The organism is Pollutibacter soli (genome assembly GCA_029269725.1).
GTDB lineage: Bacteria > Bacteroidota > Bacteroidia > Chitinophagales > Chitinophagaceae > Pollutibacter > Pollutibacter soli.
On sequence record JARJHS010000013.1, the window covers coordinates 72,049 to 97,636 of the forward strand.

20 protein-coding genes are annotated in these 25,588 nt (G+C 42.3%); 12 read left to right on the forward strand and 8 right to left on the reverse strand.

Annotated features, from left to right (window positions below; all coding sequences use genetic code 11):
• Positions 1-20 precede the first annotated feature (20 nt).
• The gene (locus P2W82_RS23200) at positions 21-1,196 is read right to left on the reverse strand and encodes an efflux RND transporter periplasmic adaptor subunit (RefSeq protein ID WP_336518346.1); all 1,176 of its coding nucleotides are present in this window, start codon (positions 1,194-1,196) and stop codon (positions 21-23) included.
• Between the two features lie 20 nt (positions 1,197-1,216).
• The gene (locus tag P2W82_RS23205) at positions 1,217-2,566 is read right to left on the reverse strand and encodes a TolC family protein (protein WP_336518347.1); all 1,350 of its coding nucleotides are present in this window, start codon (positions 2,564-2,566) and stop codon (positions 1,217-1,219) included.
• Positions 2,567-3,050: 484 nt separating this feature from the next.
• Between P2W82_RS23205 and P2W82_RS23210 the strand changes: the two genes are divergently transcribed.
• The 6 genes from P2W82_RS23210 (at position 3,051) to P2W82_RS23235 (ending at position 14,389) form a co-directional block, all read left to right on the forward strand.
• Positions 3,051-5,447 (forward strand): ABC transporter permease, encoded by a 2,397-nt coding sequence (locus P2W82_RS23210; protein ID WP_336518348.1) that lies wholly within the window; start codon positions 3,051-3,053, stop codon positions 5,445-5,447.
• A 386-nt stretch (positions 5,448-5,833) separates the two neighbouring features.
• On the forward strand, positions 5,834-6,808 hold the full coding sequence (locus P2W82_RS23215; protein ID WP_336518349.1) for a carboxylesterase family protein: 975 nt from the start codon (positions 5,834-5,836) through the stop codon (positions 6,806-6,808).
• Between the two features lie 238 nt (positions 6,809-7,046).
• Entirely contained in the window at positions 7,047-9,467 is a 2,421-nt protein-coding gene (locus P2W82_RS23220) for an FtsX-like permease family protein (protein ID WP_336518350.1), read from the forward strand.
• A gap of 460 nt (positions 9,468-9,927) precedes the next feature.
• Positions 9,928-11,313, forward strand: a complete 1,386-nt coding sequence (locus P2W82_RS23225) for a phosphatase PAP2 family protein (RefSeq protein ID WP_336518351.1) — start codon at positions 9,928-9,930, stop codon at positions 11,311-11,313.
• Between the two features lie 218 nt (positions 11,314-11,531).
• Complete coding sequence (locus tag P2W82_RS23230; RefSeq protein WP_336518352.1) at positions 11,532-12,833, forward strand: hypothetical protein; 1,302 nt, start codon at positions 11,532-11,534, stop codon at positions 12,831-12,833.
• Entirely contained in the window at positions 12,830-14,389 is a 1,560-nt protein-coding gene (locus P2W82_RS23235; RefSeq protein WP_336518353.1) for an NAD(P)/FAD-dependent oxidoreductase, read from the forward strand. Before P2W82_RS23230 ends, P2W82_RS23235 begins: the two co-directional genes overlap by 4 nt.
• A 45-nt stretch (positions 14,390-14,434) precedes the next feature.
• Here P2W82_RS23235 and P2W82_RS23240 read toward each other — a convergent pair whose 3' ends face one another.
• The 4 genes from P2W82_RS23240 to P2W82_RS23255 all read right to left on the reverse strand — a co-directional run bounded on the left by P2W82_RS23240 (position 14,435) and on the right by P2W82_RS23255 (position 17,158).
• Positions 14,435-15,103 (reverse strand): FAD-binding oxidoreductase, encoded by a 669-nt coding sequence (locus P2W82_RS23240; protein WP_336518354.1) that lies wholly within the window; start codon positions 15,101-15,103, stop codon positions 14,435-14,437.
• A gap of 12 nt (positions 15,104-15,115) precedes the next feature.
• The gene (locus P2W82_RS23245) at positions 15,116-15,475 is read right to left on the reverse strand and encodes a cupin domain-containing protein (protein WP_336518355.1); all 360 of its coding nucleotides are present in this window, start codon (positions 15,473-15,475) and stop codon (positions 15,116-15,118) included.
• 110 nt (positions 15,476-15,585) lie between these two features.
• A complete protein-coding gene (locus P2W82_RS23250) occupies positions 15,586-16,209 on the reverse strand; it encodes an alpha/beta hydrolase (RefSeq protein WP_336518356.1) in 624 nt (207 codons plus the stop codon).
• Between the two features lie 10 nt (positions 16,210-16,219).
• Positions 16,220-17,158, reverse strand: coding sequence for a ring-cleaving dioxygenase (locus P2W82_RS23255; protein WP_336518357.1), 939 nt, complete (start codon positions 17,156-17,158; stop codon positions 16,220-16,222).
• Between the two features lie 422 nt (positions 17,159-17,580).
• Between P2W82_RS23255 and P2W82_RS23260 the strand changes: the two genes are divergently transcribed.
• On the forward strand, positions 17,581-18,024 hold the full coding sequence (locus tag P2W82_RS23260) for a hypothetical protein (RefSeq protein ID WP_336518358.1): 444 nt from the start codon (positions 17,581-17,583) through the stop codon (positions 18,022-18,024).
• Between the two features lie 201 nt (positions 18,025-18,225).
• Here the strand turns inward: P2W82_RS23260 and P2W82_RS23265 are convergent, their stop codons facing one another.
• Positions 18,226-19,482: a YeiH family protein gene (locus P2W82_RS23265; protein WP_336518359.1), complete on the reverse strand. Its 1,257-nt coding sequence runs from the start codon at positions 19,480-19,482 to the stop codon at positions 18,226-18,228.
• 9 nt (positions 19,483-19,491) lie between these two features.
• Positions 19,492-20,940 (reverse strand): phytoene desaturase family protein, encoded by a 1,449-nt coding sequence (locus P2W82_RS23270; protein WP_336518360.1) that lies wholly within the window; start codon positions 20,938-20,940, stop codon positions 19,492-19,494.
• Between the two features lie 774 nt (positions 20,941-21,714).
• Here P2W82_RS23270 and P2W82_RS23275 point away from each other — a divergent pair.
• The 5 genes from P2W82_RS23275 (at position 21,715) to P2W82_RS23295 (ending at position 25,486) form a co-directional block, all read left to right on the forward strand.
• Positions 21,715-22,509, forward strand: coding sequence for an MBL fold metallo-hydrolase (locus P2W82_RS23275; RefSeq protein ID WP_336518361.1), 795 nt, complete (start codon positions 21,715-21,717; stop codon positions 22,507-22,509).
• 378 nt (positions 22,510-22,887) lie between these two features.
• A complete protein-coding gene (locus tag P2W82_RS23280; protein ID WP_336518362.1) occupies positions 22,888-23,664 on the forward strand; it encodes an alpha/beta hydrolase in 777 nt (258 codons plus the stop codon).
• Between the two features lie 25 nt (positions 23,665-23,689).
• Entirely contained in the window at positions 23,690-24,106 is a 417-nt protein-coding gene (locus P2W82_RS23285) for an OsmC family protein (RefSeq protein WP_336518363.1), read from the forward strand.
• 95 nt (positions 24,107-24,201) lie between these two features.
• Positions 24,202-25,185: an alpha/beta hydrolase gene (locus P2W82_RS23290; RefSeq protein ID WP_336518364.1), complete on the forward strand. Its 984-nt coding sequence runs from the start codon at positions 24,202-24,204 to the stop codon at positions 25,183-25,185.
• Between the two features lie 46 nt (positions 25,186-25,231).
• Complete coding sequence (locus tag P2W82_RS23295) at positions 25,232-25,486, forward strand: hypothetical protein (protein WP_336518365.1); 255 nt, start codon at positions 25,232-25,234, stop codon at positions 25,484-25,486.
• Positions 25,487-25,588 lie beyond the last annotated feature (102 nt).

A 25,588-nucleotide genomic window follows, 5' to 3' on the forward strand; every position in this document is an offset into this window, starting at 1 on the left:
CAAGTAACACCTGTCTGAACTTATTTTTTCTGCTGCGGTTGTTGTGCACCAGGCGCTCCGCCAGGAGTTCCTTTGGTGATCATAGCGCCTTCGCGCAGGTTCTGAATCCCCTGCACAACAATCTCTTCGTCTTTCTCCAAACCATTTTTCACGATGACATTCGCACCCAGCTGGCGACCCAGCTGAACCTTACGCTGTGATACCTTGCTGCTGTCGCCGACGACATAAACAAAATATTCACCAAGCATTTCTGATACTGCTTTGTATGGGATTACAACAGTAGGAATACCGGCATTATTCAATACACGCACAGTGGCAGTCATCCCGGATTTCAATAAATGTTCATCGTTAGGAAAAGACAATCTCGCTTTGATGGTGCCGGTCTGCGGATCTACAGCGCGATCCAGCAACAACAATTTTCCGTTCTTTGGATATTTCACTCCTGAAAATGCAAGTGTAAATGTTGAATCAGGAAGTTTGGAACCGGACTGCAGCAGCTGTGAATAGCGGTAAACATCATCCTGTCCGATTACAAAATCAACGGCCACAGGATTATCCGTAGAAACCGTATTCAATACTGTTTGACCAGCAACAACGGATGTGCCCATCCTCACCTGCGATATTCCAATAGTACCGTTAAATGGTGCGATGATGTTTGCAAATCCAACATTTGAACGCACGGCGCGCAATTGCGCTCTCGCGGCATCTACCTGCTTTTTTGCAGCTTCGAGCGCAGCATCTGCGTAATCCACCTGCTGGCGGGCTATCGCATCTTTTTTTTCCAGTTCATGATAACGATCGGCATCTTTCTGTGCCTTGACCAGGTTGGTTTCCTGTACCTGTACATTCGCTTCTGCCTGTTGTGCATTTGCGGAGTATACCTCCTGGTCAATAGAATATAAGCGTTGGCCTTTGCGCACCTTATCGCCATCTTTAAAATAGATCCCGGTGATATATCCCGTTACCTGCGCTCTCAGCTCTACCTGGTTCAATGCCACTACTGTTGCAGGATATTCATCATAATATACTACAGCGAGTTGCTCTACTGTGTCGGTTGTCACATTCACAGGTCCACCGGCGCCAAACTGTTGCGGAGCTGCAGATTTTTTATCGCCGCAGGACACCGCAGCCACGGCAACTACAATTACGGCAACGAATGCCCGAAAAAAACTTCTGTTACTCAATATGCATTTCATCTTTCCTGATGTTTCTACTTTTAATATTTCAATTGACCCAAGCTTCGTAATACATCCAGTTTGCTGCTCAGCACAACATACAGCGCATCAAACAGACTGATCTGTGCCGTACGCAGATCCGATTCAGCAACCGTTACTTCGATATAAGCCTTGATACCCGATCTGTATTGCAGATCCACAACTTCATATACCTCTTTTGCGAGATCCACATTCTCCTTCAGGGCGAGGAAATAGGTGAGGCTGTTCTTATATTGTGCGAGTGCTGAACTGTACTCGGCATTCATATTGTTTTTCAGGCTCGTAATGCCATATTCCGTTTTGCGCAACTCCCATTCTGCTTCTTTTACATTGAATTTTCTTTTGCCGCCCTGGAATAATGGGAAGCTTAGTGTTAATCCTGCAAATGAATTGGGAACAGATCGGTTATAAAGTTTGTCAAACTGGTTGTCGAAAAAGTTCATCAGATAAGATCCATTTGCTGTCAGCGATGGCAGATAACTCCACTTATTATATTTCAAGTTTGATTCAAGGAGTCGACGCTGCGTCTCCAGCTGCTGAAACTCAATCCTGTCTGTGTAATCGATCATCTGCAAAGTATCCAGCTCGATTTCTTTCATCAGGGTGGCACTGTCATACAAAAGGTTGAGATATCCGTTCTTCGGATAATTCATCAGCGCACGGAGGTTATCCATTTTTGCTACCAGTTGCTCTTCGTTTGCTTTTTTCTGAGCGCGCGTTGAATTGAGCGAGATCTGTGCCCGTTTGTAATCTGTTTTATCAACCACTCCTGCTTCGTATTGCGCACGCGCATCGTTCAGGCTACGTTCAAGACGTGTAATATTTTCCTGCGCAACGTCGATTTGTTTACGCGTGGCGAGGATATCATAAAATGCTTTTGACACATTTATCGCAACATCAATCTTATTATATGATGTTTGTTGTTTCGCCTGAAGTTCATAATCCTTTCTCGTTTTTGATGCAAAGATTACATCCCGGTTAAATAAGGTTTGTGATGCCGTAAACTGGAGTGACGATGAATTTTTTACGCCAAAGGTCACCAGGTTTCCACCTATGATACTGGCCTGCAGCTGGAAATTGTGCTGGTACAAATAATTGAAATTGACCTGCGGAAGCCATTCGGACAATTTAGCCTTCACCTGCATCCGGGTGATCTCTTCATCTGCCAGCGATTGCCGGATCAACGGCTGATGGCGCAATGCGTAAGCGACAACATTTTCAATCGTTGCTTCATTCAGCAAGCTGTCTTTGGGTGTTTCCTGTGCTTTTAATTCAACAGCAGCAATACAAAACCCGGCAAAAAGTAGAAATATAGATAGCGGTTTTACCGCCTTTTTATACACGATAAGCATAGATCAAATAATAACTTCGTCAGTGTCCGATAAAAAGCAAGCAATCTATAACAAGGCATGGGCAAGAGCCCGGATCAGGGAGTTGGTTGGGGTATCCGGTTCCTTCCAGTCGCATGCAAAATCATACTTTCGGATAACCCGGTGATTTTCGTAGGAAGGAATTTTTATGGAAGGGGCAAATTTAGTGAATATTCATTTGCGGATTATTTAATAAATGTCAAATCAGTTGGAAGTTCTCCACCGAATTCCACAAATCGTTACGATGTTTTGAATGCAGCAGCCATTGAAAATTTAATTATTTCATTGAATCAAAAACACCCGGTACACTTTCGCTGTAAGTGAACAATGCATGTATCAGAACCGGACACAGAAAGTCTTTTTACATGATTTAAATATTTGATTAACAGTCAAGTAGCAATACGGCATTTTTTTAGAAGATATTGTCCGGCAACATGTTCAATTCAGATCTGATAATTTGACAATTATGTTTAAAAATTACCTGAAGATTGCTTTCAGAAACTTAGGCAGGAATAAGATTTACACTTTTATCAATGTAGCCGGCCTCGGAATTGGCCTGGCATGTTCGATGCTGATCATTCTTTATGTTAAGGATGAAGTTAGCTATGACCGTTTCCACGGTGACGTGAACCAGATTTACAGGATCACTACGGAGAATACTGACAAGGATAAAGTCACTCGCAAGGACGGCAATACCGGTTATTTCCAGGGTCCTAAATTTCACGCTAATGTGCCGGACATTGCTTCATATGTGCGTATTCAAAGCGGTACAGAGGATTTTCAGAAAGGAACGGATGTTACATCACACGATGTACTGTATGTAGACAGCAGCTTTTTTGACATGTTTACATTTCCCCTTATTTACGGGAATCCGAAAACCTGCCTGATCGCGCCTGAGTCCGTAGTATTATCAGATGAAGAAGCAAAGAAACAATTCGGGACAACGAATGCTATAGATAAAATCCTGATGGTGAAAAAGGATGGTGTGTTTAAGCCATATAAAGTAACCGGCGTTGCAAAGAAGAGTCCGCAGAACTCTTCCATCAAGTTTAACGTATTGATGCCAATGATCGTGCGTCCTGAAGAATATCAGAATGGTGAAAACTGGTTCAATATGTTTCTGAACACATTTGTGGTGCTGAAACCTGGCTCGAACGTCGCGACAACGGAATCAAAAATCCAGAAATTTTATACCGAAGACTCAAAGGATGCATTAAAGAAACTTACTGAGCAGTTCGGCAATATGGGATGGTCAAGCACATACCATCTGCAACCTTTTACTGACATGCATCTGAGCAAAGAACTTCCGGCCCAGAACGGGCTTTCTGATGCAAGCAACCCGATGTACTCCTATATATTGACCGGCATTGCTATATTCATTTTGCTTATTGCGTGTATCAACTTTGTAAATCTGACTATCGCACGCTCCGTTCGCAGAGCCCGGGAAATCGGTATCAGAAAAGTGATTGGTAGTGATCGCAGACAACTGATCTTTCAGTTCCTCGGTGAATCATTTCTGCTTTGCTTTTTTGCTTTTCTCGGTGCAATCGTTCTCGTTCAACTGGTTCTTCCGATTTTTAATACACTTTCGAACAAGGTTCTGGCTATTTCCTACCTGATGGATGCCAACCTGGTAGGAGGTTATATTCTATTGTTTTTGTGTACAGGTTTACTTGCTGGCTTTTATCCTGCACTGGTTTTATCAGGGTACAACCCTGTGGAAACATTGTACAGTCGTTTTAACCTCAGAGGAAAAAATTATCTGCAGAAATCGCTTGTTGTGTTGCAATTCGCGCTGGCATCTTTTCTAATCATTGGCACGTTGACCATCTACTCGCAGTTTAAATACCTGACCAATGTCGAACTGGGATATGATGACAGTCAACTTGTTCAGGTTGGCAAATACAATCTTACAAGAGCAGAACTTAGCACGTTCAAACAGGAGTTAATGAAGGATCCTTCCATCGTTGGGGTTACAGGAAAGAACGGAGGTTTCTGGGGAACAGCGGCGAAGGTCAATATTGATACGATGATACAGTTCGCCTATGAAACTGTGGACGAAAACTATATTCCGCAGTTTAAGTTAAAACTGAAAGAAGGAAGAAATTTCTCTACTGAATTTCCTTCTGATTCAACTCACTCTGTACTCGTCAATGAAAGTTTCGTTGAAAAGGCAGGATGGAAAAATCCCATTGGACAGGAAGTAAATTTCTGGTATCGGGATAATGAAAAATATACAGTGATCGGTGTAGTAAAGGACTATCATTTTGAATCATTGTCCAAAAAAATCGGACCTCAATTGTTTACCATGAAACCGGCAAATGATTTTGGTGTTGCATTTATCAAAGTAAAACCAGGTTCTGAAACAGCGGCGCTTAAACATATTGAAAAGACTTTCAAACAGATGTTTCGAATGAGCCCCTTCAGTTACACATTTAAAGATGAAGAAAACAGAAGGGCCTATGAAGCCGAGCAAAGATGGAAACAGATCATGCTCTTCAGTGCGATACTCACCATCTTTATTTCCTGTATCGGCTTATTCGGATTATCTGTGCTGGCTGCAGAAAAAAGGACAAAAGAAATCGGCATACGCAAAGTTTTAGGAGCTTCTGTTGGTAGTGTTATTACGATTCTTTCTACTGATTTCCTGAAACTGGTGATGATTTCTTTACTCGTTGCTATACCCATTGCATGGACAGTTTCCAATAAATGGCTTGAAAACTATCCTTACCGTGTACAATTACAATGGCAGTTGTTTGCTATAGCAGCTATCATGGTGATTTGCATTGCGTTGTTTACAGTGAGCTTCCAGGCGATAAGAGCGGCGATAAGAAATCCGGTGAAGAGCCTGAGGACGGAATAAGTTGGACGTTGAAGGTTAAAAGTTGATCGTTACAGGTGTTAGATTATATTATACATTAGCTCTTACGAATGACAGATGTAGCTATTATTTCGACGAGAAAGATGATTGAGCATGGCTGTTTTTTTAATAGCCTCTGGCTTCAGTCAGAGTGGGGTTGAAATATTAGCTCTTCCGGGATCAGATTCAATTTTGTTTGCGACCAGAGGTCACCTTCATTATCCGGAAGCAACATTTTGTTTGTAGCCGCCGAAGGGCGGAAAGGAAAAGATGACAAATTTTTTACAAGGCGTAAAGGAACATTTACAGTTTCTTTACGCCTTGCTGGTATACAGAAGAGCAATTCTGACCTACCTTTCATTGACATAGAAAATTAAAATGAACAGGAGATGTTCTCAAGAAAATGTGTTGTATTATTTTTCCTTATAGTTGGCCTCACGGCAGGTGCACAACAGACAGCGGAAAAATTTCTGCTTGAAACAAAATATCTTTTGTACTTGCCTGATGGTTATGATAGCGATACTTCAAGGAAATGGCCAATGGTAATTTTCCTGCATGGTGCCGGTGAAGCAGGAGATGATCTTAATAAAGTGAAAAAGAATGGCCTGCCGAAACTGGTAGAATCCGGGAAGAAATATCCGTTTATCCTTGTGTCACCACAAGCGCCTCCGGCGACTGGTTGGCAAACAGAAGTTTTGAAGCCGATGCTTGAATCGTTAAAGAAAAGACTTCGCGCAGATCCTGACAGGATCTATTTAACCGGTCTCAGCATGGGTGGATTCGGAACCTGGAACCTGGCTGAAAAATATCCCGATGATTTCGCAGCGATAGCTCCAATCTGCGGTGGCGGCGATAGCTCGCAGGTCTGGAAACTTCGCTACACTCCTGTCTGGTGTTTCCATGGTGCAAAAGATAACGACGTATTACCTCGTGCATCACAGGAAATGGTTGATGCATTACGCAGGTACAGCAGCAATGTGAAATTCACTTTGTATCCGGATGCGAATCACAACAGCTGGGATACCACTTATAATAATGATAGTCTTTACATATGGCTGCTGGCACAGAAGCGTTACAGGTTTGCAGAAAAGACGCTGAACCCATCCTTGCTGCAATCCTACACAGGTGATTATATCAATGCAAAAAAAGATACGGTCCGCATCCAATACAAAGAGGGCAAAATATTTGTTCTGCCTCCAAATGAATCTTTCGAGGTAAAAGCATCAGCCGAAAATCGTTTCTTCTGGGATCCAAACAGTACGCAGGAAATTGTCTTCAACAAAAATAACAAAGGCAAGGTAGTCGGGTTTACAGCTTTTGGGAACAGTAGGGATGAGTTTTTTAAGGTTCGAGGAAAGAAATGAAAGGTGGGAAGTTGTTGGAAGTTTTAAGCGATAAGTTATAGGCTGGAAGTTAGCGTTTGCGGGTGATCGTTATCGGACAAAGGTAAGATGATCAAGCGGGCGTGAGCACGAGGGCAAGGGTGCAACTTTGATTCAGGAAGATACGAATGCACTCCATATTACCTTCCCGCACCCTTACCACCAAAACGGCTTCACTGCAAATCAATCTATAGTTGCTGCAGACAGTTCAAAATATAGTATGAACCTGAACATTTTTAAAACTGCTTTCAGACACTTCAACCATAACCGGCTGTATTTTGTAATCAATATTTCCGGGCTTGCTTTGGCAGCCACCTGTTTATTCCTCGCCATACTTTATGTGCGGCATGAAAACAGTTACGACAATTTTCATCAGCACCAGGACAGATTTTATCGCATAATTACAACGCGTTCGGATAGCAAAGGAATGCGTGCAACAGTGGCAGGAACTGGTCAGCCACAAGGTCCCGCATTCCAGGCGGCGATACCGGAGATTGAAGAGTACACCCGTTTAATGGGAGGCGATATATACGGCACTGTGCTGAGCAACGGAAAGCCCCTCGAACTGCAAATGCTTTTTACTGACAGTAGCTTCTTCAGACTGTTCAATTTCCCTTTGATCGCGGGAGATACTGCAACAGCACTAAAAACAATCAATTCTGTCGTAATAACCGAAACAGTAGCACGAAAATTCTTTAATACTACTGATGTCGTTGGAAAACTACTTGAACAGGATGCGGATCCTTCTGCAGAAAGGCTAAAAAAACCATTGGTAATAGGTGGTGTTGTAAAGGATCTTCCTGATAATTCTTCTATACGTTTTGAAATTCTATTGCCACTAAGCTATATGCAGTTGTCATTTACAGACCAAAACTGGCTGAATCAATACCTGGGTACGTTTATCAGACTTAAACCCGGAGCGGATCTAAAAACAGTTTCCGAAAAATTTGATCGCGTTGCAGCAGCACATGCAAAACAACAGGTTGATGAAAGCATGAAGCTCTATCACTTCGATCCAAAAATCAGTTATGGTCTGCAACCTGTTTCAGAGATGCATATGCATCCAATGCTGACGGGCGATTTCAGGGAAGGCGGCATAGTAAATGAAAGCAACCCGATCTATTGGATTCTCTTCCTCGGGATCTCTGTGTTTATCTTACTCATGGCAGGAATTAACTTCGTTAATATCAGCATAGCAGGTTCTCTGAAACGGGCAAAAGAGGTTGGTGTGAGAAAGATCAGTGGTGGAAGTAAACTGCAAATCATTGTTCAGTTCCTTCTGGAATCAACCATCGTGTGTTCAATTGCAATCGGTCTTGGATTAATGATCACCCATTTTTTACTTCCTGTATTCAATCAGCTTACTGTAAAAAATCTTCATTTGTCTGATAATATCGATCCGGCTACTATCGGAATCTTTTTCCTGGTCCTTATAGTCATTATCCTGTTCACCGGTTTCTATCCCGCCTACATACTTTCCGGTTTCAAGCCGCGGGAAGTGTTGTACAACAAACAAAGATTAAGCGGGAAGAATTGGTTTGGTCGCGGACTAATTGTTTTCCAGTTTGCGATGGCAGTCTTCTTTATTATTTCAACACTGATCTATTATAACCAGATGAATTATATCAGCACAAAAAAACTGGGTTATAATCCTGACTATGTTATCAGAACAAATATTTTCGGCGACAGGCCCGTTGAAGAAATTCAATCGAAACTGCGGGCAGAACTCAGTGATATTCCTTCGATAAAATTTTTATCCTTTGGAGCTGACGGAAGTGAATACGAGGTGAAAGTTGAAGACAAGTTAATTATGGCTGATCATCTCACCATCGATGAATACCGGTTACCTGCACTTGATATCAAACTTAAACTCGGCCGCAATATTGACAGAAATGCATTTCCTGCTGACAAACATCATTCTGTATTGGTAAATGAAGCATTTGTAAGAGCAGCCAGACTTAGCTCACCCATTGGTGTGCGCGTGAGGACCAGCGATTATTATGACAAAGAGGAGAAAACAATCATTGGTGTAGTGGAAGATTTTCATGACAAATCATTACATAAAGTGATTCAACCGATGGTACTTTTTCCCTCCGACTGGAACAGCGGTGGTATCTGGATTAAAATTGAAAAATCGCATCAGCGTGAAGCTATTGCTGCGGTGACCGCAGCATTCAAAAAGGTGATGCCTACGGCTGTCTTTAAGTATCAATATCTCGATGAACTCAATGCGCGAGCGTATTTCCAGGAATTGCGCTGGCAGAAAGTTACATTAACAGCTGCGGTTGTTTCCATCCTGATCTGTTGTATGGGATTGTTCGGTCTTTCGCATCAATCCACGCAGCGACGCATACGTGAAATAGGAATCCGGAAAATTCTTGGTGCGCGCGTCGGCGGAATTGTAGGATTGATTTCGAAAGATTTTCTCCAACTCGTCTCGCTTTCTGTAATTATTGCAGCGCCGTTAGCGTGGATGGTGATGCAGAAATGGCTGGATAATTTTGCATACCGGACGGACATTGGCTGGGGAATATTTGCGGCGGCAGCAGCCATTGCGATTGTACTTTCTTTTTTGACTATTGCATCGCAGACGATCAAGGCAGCGACGGCGAATCCGGTGGAGAGTTTGAAGGAGTTGTGAATAGTTTAATATTAAAGGTGAAATTTTGAAAGTTAAAAGCCTTCGGCTTTATTCAACAGCCATAACGCAGAGGACGCGAAGGAATACACGCAGAGGACGCGGAGGATATTTGAAGTAAGGGTTGCGAATGATCAAGTGAAGACTTCTCTCATCTGCGTCATCTGCTGGAAATTATTTTCTTTCACCACAAACTTGTCTTCAAAATTTCTCCGCGCACTCCGCGGGCTGTTTGCTCGGCGCCCTCCGCGTTATGGCTGTTCCGATCGCCGCAGGCGATCATATTTATTCAACATTACAATTGAACATATACGTTTGTTTTCAACTTCAAACCCTTCGCATTATTACAATGTTCGGCTTTATCAAAATCATTTCAATTGCATCCTTAAAAATTCACGATAATCAGATCTAAAATTACTTTTTCACCTCAGATTAAATGTTATATTTATTTATAATCTGTCTTATGCGTAGATATTTCATTCTTCCTGTTTCCTCATTTTTATTATTCCTGCTGATGCCTGTCACCAGTTTGCTTGCGCAGGTAGCCGACAGCGTAACCGCCGTAGTTCCGAAGCATCATAAAATGACGAAAAAAGAGATCAATGAAATATGGATCGCACCCACGGCACTGTTTGCAGCTTCTGCACTTACCTGGGGTGAACGTGAAGCAATCCGTGAATTCAGAAACAGGTACGTGCCTGCGTTTGAAAATCACTATGACGACTACCTGCAGTACGTACCGCTTGCATTGGTTGTAGGTCTTAATGCGGCAGGTGTTAAAGGAAAACACAAACCTGGCAGGGCACTTGTTTCCTATGCATTCTCCGCCGCAATTATGGCTGCACTGGTAAACGGTATCAAATACACTGCAAAAGTGGAAAGGCCCGATGGGTCTGAAAACAATTCATTTCCTTCCGGTCACTCTGCAAATTCTTTTATGAATGCGACCATCCTGCACAAAGAATACGGACAATACCGTCATCCTTTATACAGTGTTCTGGGTTACACGCTTTCAACAAGTACCGCAGTAGGTCGCGGATTGAACAACAGGCACTGGATTTCGGATGTACTTGCCGGCGCTGGAATTGGTATTTTATCTGCACAACTGGGTTACCTGATCACCGATAAAATTTTTAAGGAACATGGAATAAATGATCCGCTTAAACCATCGCCATACCCAGTAAATGCTAAACCAAACTTTCTGGAAGCAAGATTGGGCTTTGCAGTTACCACAACAAAGGATTTGTTGCGAGCTACGGATCTCGAGGCGCGCCATGGCTACAATATTGGTTTGGAAGGAGCATGGTTTTTTAGCAAACATGTGGGTATTGGAGGCGAATTTGCATTCAGCACTTTTCCGATCAACAGTTCACGACTGTATTTCAATGACCCCCTGTACCAGGAAATTGGTGAAGACATTTATACCGAACCGATGGGTGTGAGATACCTGAACGTCGGACCCTATTTCAGCTTCCCCATGACCAATGGATGGTTTGTTACAGCGAAAGCCAATGCGGGAGTTTCTGCAGGCGCACGCGGTTCCGTTGTGTTAAATCTTAAACCGGAATATGTTGATGAATTCAATGATAATCCAGAACTAACACTGATGTACTATCAGCCTGAACATGCCTTTGCCTGGTCTGTTGGTGCCGGAATTCAAAAAAGAGTATCGAGGAATATTGCCATAAAAGCATATTCCAGCTATTTCGATTCAGACCATGATTTTGACATTGATGAAATCGATGATGTTGACAATGAAGGCAACTACACTTACAAACGGGTGTCATCCGAAAAAGTGAGGTTCAATCATTTTACTTTTGGTTTAGCAGTCACGGCGTTTATCTGGTAGATAGTTGTGGAAGAAAGGAGACAGGAGATGGGAGGCAGGAGATTTAGTTTGTAGTTGTTAGTTGTCATTTGTCATTTGTCATTTGTCAGTCTCCGGCAATGCTGATGATCAAATGCAGGATGGTTTCGTTTTCCTGTATCATGTATTCTGTTTTCTCCTTCCTGTTTCTGTTTCCTGGTATCTGTTTCTGTTTTCACCTTTCTTATCTTTCCGGTCTGATGAGATCGGGATTAATAAAAATTATTGCAGCAGTCTCAGCGGTTGTGGCCATTATCTATTTTCTGAAAAGAGATCTATGGCTGGAAAGTGTGTATACTTACGACTTCAAAAACAGGCAGGTAGGGGCGCGTATTCAGAAGGATAATGGTCTCCCCTATTTCTATATTTGGAAACAGGGCGATACCTCACGGTACTATGACTATTATACCAACACCAATTATTCCAATATTACTGCCACGCCCTTCTTTCATCACCTTATTTATCCATTGGCTGATATATCACATCGCAAGGCTTCATTCATTTGGCTTATCATTGAATATCTGTCATTGATGATCTGCATAGGTATTGCATTTTATTTCAGTCGGACATTTGTACAACGATTCGCAATATTTACATGTGCAGTGGTATTCCTGCTGACTGTAGGATGGAAATACCATATTGCAGCCGGTCAGTATTACATTATCATTCCAGCATTGTTCAGTGTGTTCCTTTTTGTTATAAACAGAAGAAAGACAAATTTAAACGCATTAGCAGCGGGAGCTTTAGTGATGATGCTTGTTTTTATCCGGCCGAACACAATATTCTTTTTTCTCCCGTTTATTTTCCTTTTCAAGCAATTTGGATTGAGATATATCATTTCAGCACTTGTGCCTTCTGTTGTAATGTTCCTCTTTATTTTATCGAATCAATACGAGAAATCGTTATGGAACAATTATAGCGAAGGGATGAAAAAGCAATTGCGATACCATAGCCATCCGGAGTTGCCATTTGTAAAACTGGATAGCATTCACAGATACGCAGCTGCGGATGGATGGGATAGTATAACAGTGCGAAATGACCCGAGAGAGAATATAATAAACAGGTATTCAGAGAATGGTAATTTTTTTGTTATCGCGGAAAAATTAACCGGAAAAAGACCTGGGAATAATTTACTGGCAGCAATGATGATCTTCGCTGCGATTGGTTTTGTGTTGATTATACTGATCCGCCATAAAAAAGAGAAATCCATATCACCTGAACAGATGTTTCTGGCAGGCTGCTGTTTGTATATGATTGTCGATTTACTTTCGCCGGTGTACAGGCATCAATATTACATAGTCCAATGGTTAAGCCCCATATCGATTGTTGCAGCATTGTATAACCGGAATATCCGAACCTGGTTTTTGGTTGTGTTTGCAGGGCTGCTGCTAAATATTGTAAATCTTTCCTGGATGAAAATGGAACATACACTTGGTGAATACCTGATTCTATTTTCATTACTAATGATAACATTCAGATCAAAACCACTCATTAGTAAATGAAAAAAGCAATCATCGTAGGAGCTGGTCCGGCAGGATTGACTGCAGCATATGAATTGCTTCTGCACACCGATATCGTTCCTATTATTCTGGAAGCTGAATCACAGGTGGGCGGACTGTCAAAAACCATCGACTATAAAGGAAACAAAATCGATATCGGCGGGCATCGCTTTTTTTCAAAATCAGATCGTGTTTTGCAATGGTGGTTGAATTTTCTTCCGCTGGAATCGGATGTGCAGAATGGAATCAATATCCGTTACCAGAACCAGAATAAAACTTTTGCAATTGCCCATAAGATTGGAAACTCCGAAGATGATGTGATGTTACTTCGAGCCCGGAAATCGCGGATATATTTTGAACATAAGTTTTTTGATTATCCGCTCCGGCTTAATTTTCCTACAGTGAAAAAACTGGGTGCAGTAAAAATGACAAAGATTGCTGCGACCTACCTTAAAGCGAGGCTCGCTCCCGAATCGAAAGAAGAAAACTTAGCGCAGTTTTATCGCAATCGATTTGGTAGCGAATTGTACAAAACATTTTTCAGGGATTATACTCAAAAAGTGTGGGGAGTGAGTTGTGAGCAGATTCCTGCTTCATGGGGCAAACAAAGAGTAAAAGACCTGGATATTTCAAAGTTGATGAAGCATGCATTGAAATCATTTTTTTCTTCGCCAAAATCGATACAGCAAAAAGATACCAGCACCAGCCTGATCGAACAATTTCTTTATCCCAGGTACGGACCCGGGCAATTATGGGAAAAAGTCGCCAATGAAATAACCAGTCGTGGCGGAACTATTTTACTAAACACGGTTTCAAAAAAAATCAACGGTAATACTGATGGATTGCAGTCGCTGGAAGCAATCGATCTGAAAACAAACAATCATTTTAAAATCGAGGCAGACTACTTTTTCTCTACTATGCCTGTTAAACAGTTGATCAGTCAGCTTAATTTCGAAGTTCCTGAAAATGTAAAACAGGTATCTGCAGCTCTTGAGTACAGGGACTTTATCATTGTCGGCGTACTTGCAGAAAGCCTTAAAGTAAAAGATAACGAAGCTGGTAATGAGTTGATAACAGACAACTGGATCTATATCCAGGATCGCGGTATCCAGGCAGGAAGGATTCAGGTGTTTAACAACTGGAGTCCGCATATGGTCCAGCATGCAGGAGATATCTGGCTGGGAGTGGAGTATTTCTGCAGTGAAAAAGACGCGTTATGGAACCAGTCCGACAGCGAAATAACGGCGATGGCCATACGCGAAATGGAATCCATCGGAATATTACAGGGCAACCAGGTAAAAGACTTGATGGTGGCAAGGATAAAAAAAGCATATCCTTCGTACTATGGATCTTATAGTCGCTTTAATGAGATTCAGACTTTCACTGATTCGATTCCTAATTTATTTCTCATCGGAAGAAACGGGATGCATCGGTATAATAATAGTGATCACAGTATGCTCACAGCAATGACCGCGGTGGAAAATATTATCAGCAGGCGGGCTGACAAAAAAAATATCTGGGAGGTGAATACGGAGGATGATTATCATGAAGAAAAGTGAGAAAGCTGAAACAGTGAACTGAAACAGTGAACTGGCCGTTTAAAACTACTTCTCAAACACCAAACCTTCCTCGCTCGCTCCTTCTTCACGCAACAAATCACTGATCTCCTTTACCATGGCATCGGGGCCGCAGATGTAAAAATGCTTTTTGAAATCTTTGATATTCCTGCGTAAAAATTCCTTATTGAGACGACTATGAGTATATCCTGGCTTCTCATCGCGGGTGAGAATAAAATGAGCATTGTTTCCAAGCATTTCTTTCAGCTCAGATTCATAAATAATATCTTCTGAAGTTTTGTTTGAGAAATACAATTCATTTCCATCTATTTTTCCGCTGTGATAAAGATCTCTCAGTATGGAAATAAATGGTGTAATACCGGCACCGCCCGCAATAAAATAGCCGGGTCCCTTATAATTGATGGCTCCCCAAACATCGTGAATTATGATCTCCTCTCCTACCCTCAGATTATGCAGATGATCAGTGATTCCTTTATGCTCTGGATAACGTTTGATTGTAAACTCGAGATAGGGCTTTTCATTCAAAGCAGTGAATGTAAACGGGCGCAGTTCTGTTTCAAGGCCAGCCTGGTGAATAGAAACATCTGTTGCCTGCCCGGGTATGAATGTATACCCTTCAGGCTTTTCTATCCTGAAACATTTCACATCGTGTGTAACATTTTTTGTCTCGAGAATTTTGACAATATGGGATTCCATTGCCCGAACAGATTATATAGTGATGAATACTGATTTGCGTTTTGCTTTTGTCAGGTTCCTACTCCGATGCCCTTTACCCGTTACGTCTTCAACAAGCAGTACCTGCCCTGGTGAAAAAATTCTTTTCACTCCCAACGAAGTCTCAATCTCAATTTCGCCATCGAGTAACATGATAAACTGTCGTTGCGGTGCATTATGAAATTCATAATCGTAATCTTCCACAACTTCACGAAAGATTATGGATTTTGCAACGAGCGGATCTGATAATGCGCCGATTTTTCCTGCGTCATTCAGTTCAATACCCAGTTCCTCAAAATGTGTATCACCATTGATATCGCTGTAAATTCTTGTTACGGGAAAACTGTGTTCCATGTTGCCTGATAATTTATACCTATATGAACTGATATAGTGAAAAAGAAAACATTTAACAGATGCCTTCGAAAAACAAAGCTGCATAAAATTTATACAGCTTTGCATAGTTTTTACCTGGCACCAAATATCTTTTCATTTGCAATCCGGATTTCATCACCAGAAATCGTATGTCCCATCCCCGGGTATATTTTAAAAATGACATCCGCACCCATCGATTTCACTAATTCCGCACTTGCTGCTGCTCTTGCTACAGGCACATGCGGGTCAGGATCGCTGGTCCCGATAAAAACCGGGGTGCCGCCAAAATCACCGGAATAGTTTTCATAATAAATCTGATCGCCTATCAATCCCCCGGTAAAAGCAACAATCCCTCCATAGCGCTTAGCATTGCGTGTAGTATATTCCAATGTTAAACAAGCGCCTTGTGAAAATCCCAGGAAGTAGATGTCTTCATCTCTAATGCCTTTCTTATTGAGCTCGTCCGTCAATTCTTTTAGGTTTGCCAACGCAGAACTAAGGAATGGCTCATTCTGTTTTGGTGGCGCAAGAAATGAATAAGGGTACCACGTATTGTTCGTCGCTTCCGGCGCAATCAGACTGAAATCATTTACATTGAGATGTTCAGCGATTGAAAGAATATCATCCGCACCCGCACCGCGACCATGAATCATCACAAGAACTTTTATTCCGGGTCCGGGTTTTACACCCGCCTGTTTCCAATTTTTTGTATGCATAATGCTTATATTATTGTACGAGTGGCGGTAATACCTGTTCGATTGCAGACCGCTGATCCTCATATTGCTCAGGCAATTTCAGATTTAATCCCAATTCCTCAGGAGATTCATCGATAGCAAAGCCCGGATTATCGGTAGCGATTTCAAAAAGAACTCCTCCCGGCTCGCGGAAATACAAAGAATAAAAATAGTTGCGATCAATTTTTGGTGTAATATTAAATCCTTTTTTCACCACCTTATCACGGAAATGCATCAGGGTGTTTTCATCAGGAACCCGGAAAGCCACGTGGTGATTTGTACCACCTGCCACCTGTCCCCTTTTCCCATCAGGAATTTCTATGATGTTGACCAGTGCCGCCTCCTTTACCGCATCTGTTTTGTACTGGTAAAAACGACCTTCCTGTTTGTACAATTTGTATCCGAAGATATCCGTCAATATCGCACCGGTTGGCTTGACATCATTTAATGTCAATGTAACACTGTGAAAACCCTGGATAGCCGCATTATCAGGAATATCATTCGTATGCCACCCTTTTCTTGCATCCGGACCGTCAGGCATGATCAGTTCGAGGCTAAGACCGTCGGGATCTTTGAAAGGAAGATATACTTCTCCAAAACGATTACCGGGTTTGCCAAAAATCACATTGTTTTCCTGGAATCTTTTAGTCCAGAAATTAAGACTACCTACCGGTATCGAATACCCGATCGCAGTGGCCATTCCAGTACCTTCAACACCGGGCCTTACGTTTGTCCATGGGAAAAAGGTAAGTATTGTTCCCGGACTTCCTTTATCATCTCCATAGTACAAATGGTAAGTACCCGGATCATCAAAATTCACGGTTTTCTTCACCAGTCTTAAGCCGAGTACTTTCGTATAAAAATCATAGTTTTTCTGGGTGTCACCTGCAATTGCCGTGATATGATGTAAACCCAAAATTCTTTCTTCCATATATCTTTTGTTTAGTCTGTTACCGTTGTTCGTTGTTCGTTGTTCGTTGTTCGTTGTTCGTTGTTCGTTGTTCGTTGTTCGTTGTTCGTAGAGACGCGATACATCGCGTCTCTACGAACAACCAGATCCCGGTTTCTGTTTTCAGTTCCAATTCTCTTTCTGTATTCTGTATCCTGTATTCCGTATTCTCTCTTTTCCTTCACAAAGATCGTAAGATACATTCCCTCGTGCGTTGTCAAATTCAGGGTTATGCATGTATTATTCCGGGGATTCACGGGGAAAACACGTTGTTTATGTGGCCCGTTAACATTATGGGGCAAGGGTACGAACCAGGTCCTGGGCTTCCCAGGAAAGGTGGCGTTCGGATCGAACATAATCAGTACCTTACCAGACAACCTATTCACATCCAAACTGCTATTTTTATGGACCTCACTGATTTAAAAATCGGCGTTTCCGATATGCTCAATGCCGGAGCAGATAAACTAAAAGATTCCATTTCCTACCTGGGAGATCTGAAAGACGCCGGCGTAGACAAATTAAATTCCCTGGTGACTGACATTCTTGGGTTAACACCCCTGATTGAAGTGACTGGTTTCAGCCTGGCAGATATCAGCGTCGATGTTGGCATTCCACCCGGCATAACACTTTCTTTCTCCAAAGTCAGGGATGTTGACAAAGCCACTATCGATCAGATGCTGGCGGAAAATGAAGACAAGAATTTATTACAGGTGATCGTAAAGTCCCTGGAAAAAGCAGATGAATTGCAGAAACAGATGAATCTTGCCAACTACAAATTCCGCGGCCTTTCTATGAAGATCGGATTACCGCCGGATGTTAGTTTGAAATTTACAAAAATTGAAGGATAGAAAACAGAGAATACCGTATACAGAATACAGGACACAGCAACTAAAAGATTGCAGAGGCGTCGTGCGTGATGTCTCTACAATTTTATAAATGTTTCGCCGGCAATTTGTACCGGAATTAATCATCGTCAAACATGCAGGAACACCATGCATGGCGTCGCTACATTTTTACAACAACTACAGTCAACAAACCCAGTTCAACGACTATTTAAAAAGCAAATAAGCAATCAGCAACGTGATCAATATATTGAATCCTTGCGCCGTCAGAAATGCGATCATCGGTTTGCGACTACCCGAACTTATCAGATCACGGAAATTTGTTTCAAGTCCGATGCTGGTGAAAGCAAGAGCAAACCATAGCCCCTGAATGGCTTTCAATCCATCTTTTACTTCTGCAACTTTTTCGGTAGAAAGAAAAAATGAAAATAATACAGAAGCGGCAACAAATCCAAGAACGAATTTTGGAAAGCGATCCCAGATCACTTTTCCTGTAGGTTTCTGATCGGCTTCGCCGGGTTTTTTATTTGTGTATGTCCAGTATATCGAAATAGCGAAAGCTGCCAGTCCTAACAACACATTCTGCGAAAATTTTACGATCGTACTGATCTTTAACGCTGTCTCTCCGACAAGAGAACCTGAAGCTACCACGGCACCGGTGGTATCAATCGTACCTCCCAGCCATGCGCCTGTTACTTCTTCCGATAATCCCAACCATTTTGCAACAACAGGCATGAGTATCATCATAGGAATCGCTGTAATCAATACAAGCGAGATAACATATGATAGTTTTTTTGAATCGCCCTTGATCGCACCTGCAGTAGCAATTGCTGCAGACACACCACAGATCGATACTGCACTCGACAGCATCATTGTTAGTTCATTATCGATCTTCAGTTTTTTACAGATCCAGTAAGCGAAGTACCATACAGAAATTACTACTACCAATGCCTGTATCAATCCAAGCGAGCCTGCTTTCAGTACATCAGCAAAAATTACTGTTGTTCCCAGTAATACTAAACCAATCTTTACAAACAACTCACCATTCAATGCAGAACGAAATGAAGCCGGAAGTTTAACAGTATTCCCTATCAGCAGACCGATACCTAAACTAAAGATCACTGCTTCAAGATTTAATCCTTTTATAGTGCTGTTTCCTGCCAGCAATAACGCTATCAGTGTAAGAATGAAAATCACCGGAAATAGGGTAACGATCTTCTTTACAGACTTACCGGTTAAGAAAGCAACAATGATTGCCGCTACCAATGTGAACAGGAACTGACCTAAAATTTTTATCGCATTCTGCTGAGTGAAAACTTTCGAAGAAAGATCAGCACTATTGCTCCATCCGAATTGTGCTACCGGCGATTGCAAACCCGCCAGCGCAGCAATAATAATTAAGAAACCTGCGACAACAACTGCCCAATCTTCATGAATCAAAACCTTATTTTCCTTAGTCGACATACTGTTTTTTTAAACCGGTGGTAAATTGATTTTAAAAATATCCTTCAATGCCCGTTTTGCTGCATGCCATCCGTTCATCCCGTGCACACCTCCCCCAGGTGGTGTAGACGATGAGCAAACATAAATACCTTTTGCGGAAGTTCTGTAGGGTGAATAACGAAGTGCTGGTCTTGTGAACAACTGACTTATTATCGCAGCACCTCCATTGATATCTCCACCAATATAATTCGGATTGTACTGCTCGAGCTCTTTACTATTCATGGTATGCCTTCCCGAGATCAGATCTCTGAAACCAGGCGCAAATCTTTCCACCTGTTGTTCGATGATGTCCGTCATATTTTTATCAGACCCGGATGGAACATGACAATAAGCCCAGGCCGTGTGCTTTCCGGAAGGTGCTCTTGTTTTGTCAAACACACTTTGCTGTGCAAGTAATACAAAAGGTTTCCGGGAATGAATACCCTTCCAGCTCTGCTGTTCCGAATGTGCGATCTCATTCCAGGTGCCACCAATATGCACAGTTCCCGCCTTGCTGCAATCCTTTGCTGTAAATGGAATCGGACTATCAAGTGCCCAATCAATTTTGAAAACACCCATACCATAACGGTAACGACTAAGCTGAGATCGATATATGGTTGAAAATTTCTGACCGGCAATTTTTAACAACTGTCTGGGCGTAACATCTAACAGCACTGCCCGCGATGAAGGCAATTGGTAAAGCGAACTGATCATGTTACCTGTTTCAATCTGTCCCCCAATCGATACAAAGTAATCTGCCAACGCATTCGCTAAAGATTGTGAACCGCCTCCCGGAATCGGCCATCCGTCAGCATGGGCGGCAGTCATTAGTACAAGACCTATCGCAGCACTCGCCATCTTATCCAGTGGCAAAATGGAATGAGCAGCCATGCCAGCAAACAGCGCCTTTGCTTTTTCTGTTTTGAATGTTCGTGAAAGTAGTTTTGCCGATTGCAATCCTTTTAACCCAAATCCAGCCATAGCAAAGGGCTTCCCGGGAAAATGCAGCGGCGCCAGCAAATCCTTGACAAAAGCCGGCCAGTTTTTTAAAATCGGGCCGATCAGATTTTTGTAAGCCGCTGCATCGCTTCCCAGTTGTTCCGCGGTGTCGAAAATATGATGTGTTAAGATTGCCGCCTCGCCATTATCCAAAGGATGAGCAGCTGCTACCGGAGGATAGATCCACTCCAGACCAAATTCATGCAATGGCAATGTTTTGAAAAATGGAGAACCCGCAGCCATCGGGTGAATTGCAGAACAAACATCATGCTTGAACCCTGGCAACGTGAGTTCAGCGGTACGCATTCCTCCACCGATCTGGTCTTTTCCTTCGATCAGCAAAACAGAAAGCCCCTGCTGCTGAATGGTGATCGCAGCCGCAAGTCCATTCGGACCGGAGCCCACTACTATTGCATCAAAATCCTTTTTTTCCTTCTTCAATATCCTTCGATATATTTTTAAAAACGGGCTATGATTATGGCTTGATGGGTCTCAGTTTTTTCCATTTCTCAATAAATACAACTGCTTATTCTGTGCATCAAAAATATGCTTATTGCACGGTTGGCACACCATTCAGAAAATCTGTACCAAGATGCAAATAGTGGTCGTCTTGTTCTGACTCAGTGATAGGAATAACAACTATGTTCTTTTTTTAGTGTGCAGATTATATATGATTTCCACTCTTGATTTATACGATCACAAGTCCCGTCTTTTATATAGCATATTAGATTAAATAGTGTATGCAATAATTTACTCTCGATTTGGGCTGGAGTCGGATTATTTTTATAGCTCACAATCTGCTTGTATATCGTCCACTTTTCTTCCCCCGTCGTCGCTGAACTATTCTCGCAGGCGTTATTCCGGGTTTTAGTCTAATATGATCGCTGTTGCTATTAAAAACACATGGACAGTAAGGCGGTAAAGCACCCGCCCGATTAGCGATGCGACGGTGGGGAATGAAGAAACAGTAAATATGTTGCCTGATGAATTACGTAAATCCGTATGCAAAGCGATGTATCGGTAATCTATCTAATTCTATTTAGCATACTCCAAATAGGCAACAAAAAGCACGTTTTAATCATTGAATAAATCCAGGTTGATAAATAGCTTTGAAAATAAATAATCAGTATTAAGATAATTCGCACACCGTACTAAGGGAAATATAAACTAACTATAACCTCCTACCCGCTTCGTTTACCGTCTATCGTCTGAAAAATGTCCATCCACATCACCCATATCGATACCGCCTGTGTTCTCCTGGAAATAAATAATTTTCGCATACTCACTGATCCTACGCTCGATGACGCCGGTGGGTGGTATTATCATGGTTCAGGATCCTTCAGTAAAAAAACAACAAGTCCTGCTGTACCTGTTTCGGAATTAAAAGATATCGATCTCATATTGCTCAGTCATCATCAGCATAAAGACAATTTTGATCACAAAGGGAAGGCGTTCACAAAAAATGTTTCTAAAGTAATCTCCACAAAAGCCGCAGCAAAACTAATTCCCGGGATCACCGGACTTGATAATTGGGAATCCCTTTCGATCCATTCAAGCAAATTGCCTGGCCTGAAAATCACTGCAACGCCTGCACAACACCATCCCTGGTGGATCCCTGAATTCGTTACAGGAAAAGTAATTGGTTTCTTAATTGAATTTGAAGATGATTACAAACAATGTATTTATATCTCTGGTGACACCGTTTATTTCAAAGGCATTGAAGAAGTAGCCAAACGCTTTACGGTTGATATAGGCATATTCCATGTAGGCAGTGTTCAGTTCAGGTACCTCACCGGTTTTGGACAATATACCATGAATAGTAGCGATCTCCTGAAATCAGTACAGGTCATTCAACCTGGAACGATCATTCCGATTCATCATAAAGGCTGGTCGCATTTCAAAGAAAAAGAATCTCACCTGCAGAAGGTAGTTAATGAACATCCGGAGATCAGGAGAAAAACAGTATTTCTTGTATCGGGGGAGCGGGTGGCACTTAAAAAGCAGAAGTAAGAAGGCAGCAGATAGTACGCAAGAAATCCGTTTTTCGTTTTTCGTTTTTCGTTTTTCGTAGAGCCGCGATGCATCGCGTCTCTACGAAAAAAAACCACATCCCGTTTTTCAGTTCTATTTCGGTTTTGTTACTGAATTCTGCATTCCATATTCTGAATCCTGTTCAGGTAACAGGCAATATCACTATTAGCAAATGGCCGATTTTTTTTAGCAACAAACTATTCTGGCCTGGAACTTCCTACTACTCAATGCCTGCTCGCACTGTCTCCCGTCCACCGTCTACTGTCTGATTATACAACACTACTCCCCATATAGCAATTGACTTCATGCTCGCGCAAATCTAATTTCACTTCTCATTAAATTTAAAAAATACAAACAATGAAAGAACAAAACAAAAACATGATGCGAAGAATTGCATACATGTTTCTCGCGATTACGTTTCTTGGAGTATCATTTCAGAAAACAAATGCACAGATTAAAAACATTGTATTGGTACATGGCGCATTTGCTGACGGTTCCGGCTGGGAACCTGTTTACCAGATTTTAAAAAAGAAAGGCTACAATGTCAGTGTTGTCGGTAATCCCAATACCGGAATGGCGGAAGATGTGGCTGCTACAAAACGGGTAATTGCACGACAGGATGGGCCCGTCCTTTTAGTGGGCCACTCGTACGGTGGCGCTATCATTACCGAAGCAGGCAACGATCCAAAAGTCGCGGGCCTGGTGTATATCGCAGCATTTGCACCCGATGCAAATGAGACATTGCTTCAGCTTTTACAATCAGGACCACCCGCACCACATTCGGGTATTCTTCCTCCCGACGAAGCAGGATTTGTATGGTATGATATGAAGAAATATCATTCCGGTTTTTGTGCTGACCTGCCCAAAGCGCAGGCCGACTTTCTCGCCGCTTCGCAGATACCTGTTTCCGCGTCGGTTTTCGGTTACGCTATTACGTCACCGGCCTGGAAGGCAAAACCCAGCTGGTATATTGTTGCGCAGGAAGATCAGACTATTCCTCCCGATGCAGAAAGATTCATGGCAAAACGAGCCAATATGAAAGTAACGGAAATCAAAGCAAGTCATCTTGTTTTCATGTCGAAACCAGCTCCGGTGTGCGACGTTATTGAAACTGCCGCCAAAACTGCGAAATAGAGACAACAGAAAAAAACTTAAAAAGATGAAAAGAAAAGCAATTGCCGTGTGGAACGGTGATGGAAAAGACGGTAACGGATTTCTAACAACACAGAGTCTGACTTTAAACAATACACCATACTCTTTCAGGAGTCGCTTTGCAGAGGGAACGGGGACGAATCCGGAAGAATTGCTGGCCGCTGCACATGCCGGTTGCTTTACTATGAAACTCAGCTTCGTATTGGGGGAGGCCGGTTTCGTTCCTGAACAACTGGAGACGTCGTCAGTTATCAATTTCGAAAACGGAACAACAATCACAGCATCACATCTTATCATCCAGGCGAAAGTGCCCGGAATTTCTGAAGAAATATTTTCTGCATGTGTAAAAGATGCTGAGAAAAATTGCCCGGTCAGCAAAGTGTTGAATGCTGCCATCAGCTCAGAATTCACACTCAACAGTTAATCAAAAGTCTTTTCAAAATAAAAATACTGTGCATCATAAAAAATGCAGACACGGAATCATTTGAATATTCAAATAAATTTTCTAAAGATCAAACGATGAAACAGGAGAATATCATAACAGACTATTTCGATGACCCATCGATCGAAGTGGAGACAAAAGCTTTTCTCAAAGCATTAAACACCAGTGGCGGGAAACCTATGGAAACCATGCAACCCGCAGAAGCAAGAAAAGTGCTGGAAGGTGCGCAGGCTTCCGTTACTGTTGATGAGTCGGGTGTTGATGTTACAGAAAAAACGATCACCGAAGACGGAATTACCGTAAAGCTTATCATCATGAAACCGGAGAATAACTCAGATACTTTACCAGCATTTATGTTTTTTCATGGTGGGGGTTGGGTGATCGGCGATTTTCCAACTCATAAGCGTTTTATTCGCGATCTCGTTGTTAATTCCGGTGCGGCTGCAGTGTATGTTGACTACACCCGCTCACCAGAAGCAAAATTTCCAACAGCACTTATCGAGGGTTATGCAGCAACGAAATGGGTTGCGCAGCATGGACATGAAATCGGAATAGACGGATCTCTGCTTGCTGTCGTTGGCAATAGTGCCGGAGGCAATCTTGCCGCAGCTGTTGCATTGAAGGCAAAAGCCAATAAAGGACCGGTACTAAGACTCCAGGTACTCTTCTGGCCGGTCACGAATGCGAATTTTGACACTACGTCTTACCATAGTTTTGCTAAGGATCGTTTCCTGACCAGGAATATGATGAAGTGGTTCTGGGACAATTACACTTCTGATCCTGCACAGCGTGACGATATTTACGCATCACCTTTGCAGGCCGGTATTGAAGAACTTAAAGGACTACCGCCGGCCCTGGTTCAGACTGCAGAAAACGATGTACTTCGTGATGAGGGTGAAGCTTATGCAAGAAAAATGAATAACGCAGGTGTTGATGTTACCCTGGTCAGGTACCAGGGGTTGATTCATGATTATGGATTGCTTAATCCGCTCGCAACAATACCGGCAGTTCAATCCGCATTACTGTATGCTTCCGCCGTCATTAAAAAAGCACTGCAATAGATTTCATAAATTGCCTATTGTTCTGAATCGAAATAACACTTAGACTATGGAAAATGATGTGCGGCAAACGATCGGGGTAAATGCAACCTTTTTACCAATAGTTCAGGAACTTTTTACCTCGCGTCAGAAAGCTGCTCTTTTGTTTGAAGACAGTGGCGTTACGAGGGCGAATGGATTTATAAAGGAACTGTATGAAAAAGATGGGAACCAGGTGATCAGGCTTGATAATGACCTGGAGATCGCTTTGAAAGATATCTACGCGGTTAATGGAACTTTTGCATCTGATTATTCCGAGTGTTGATTTTGTATATCTTAGCCTCTTTTTGTATTTCTATGTTTCCTATGTGTCTTTGTGGTGCAAAAAAATACCGACAAATCTGTACCGCAAAGGCACAAAGGGCAC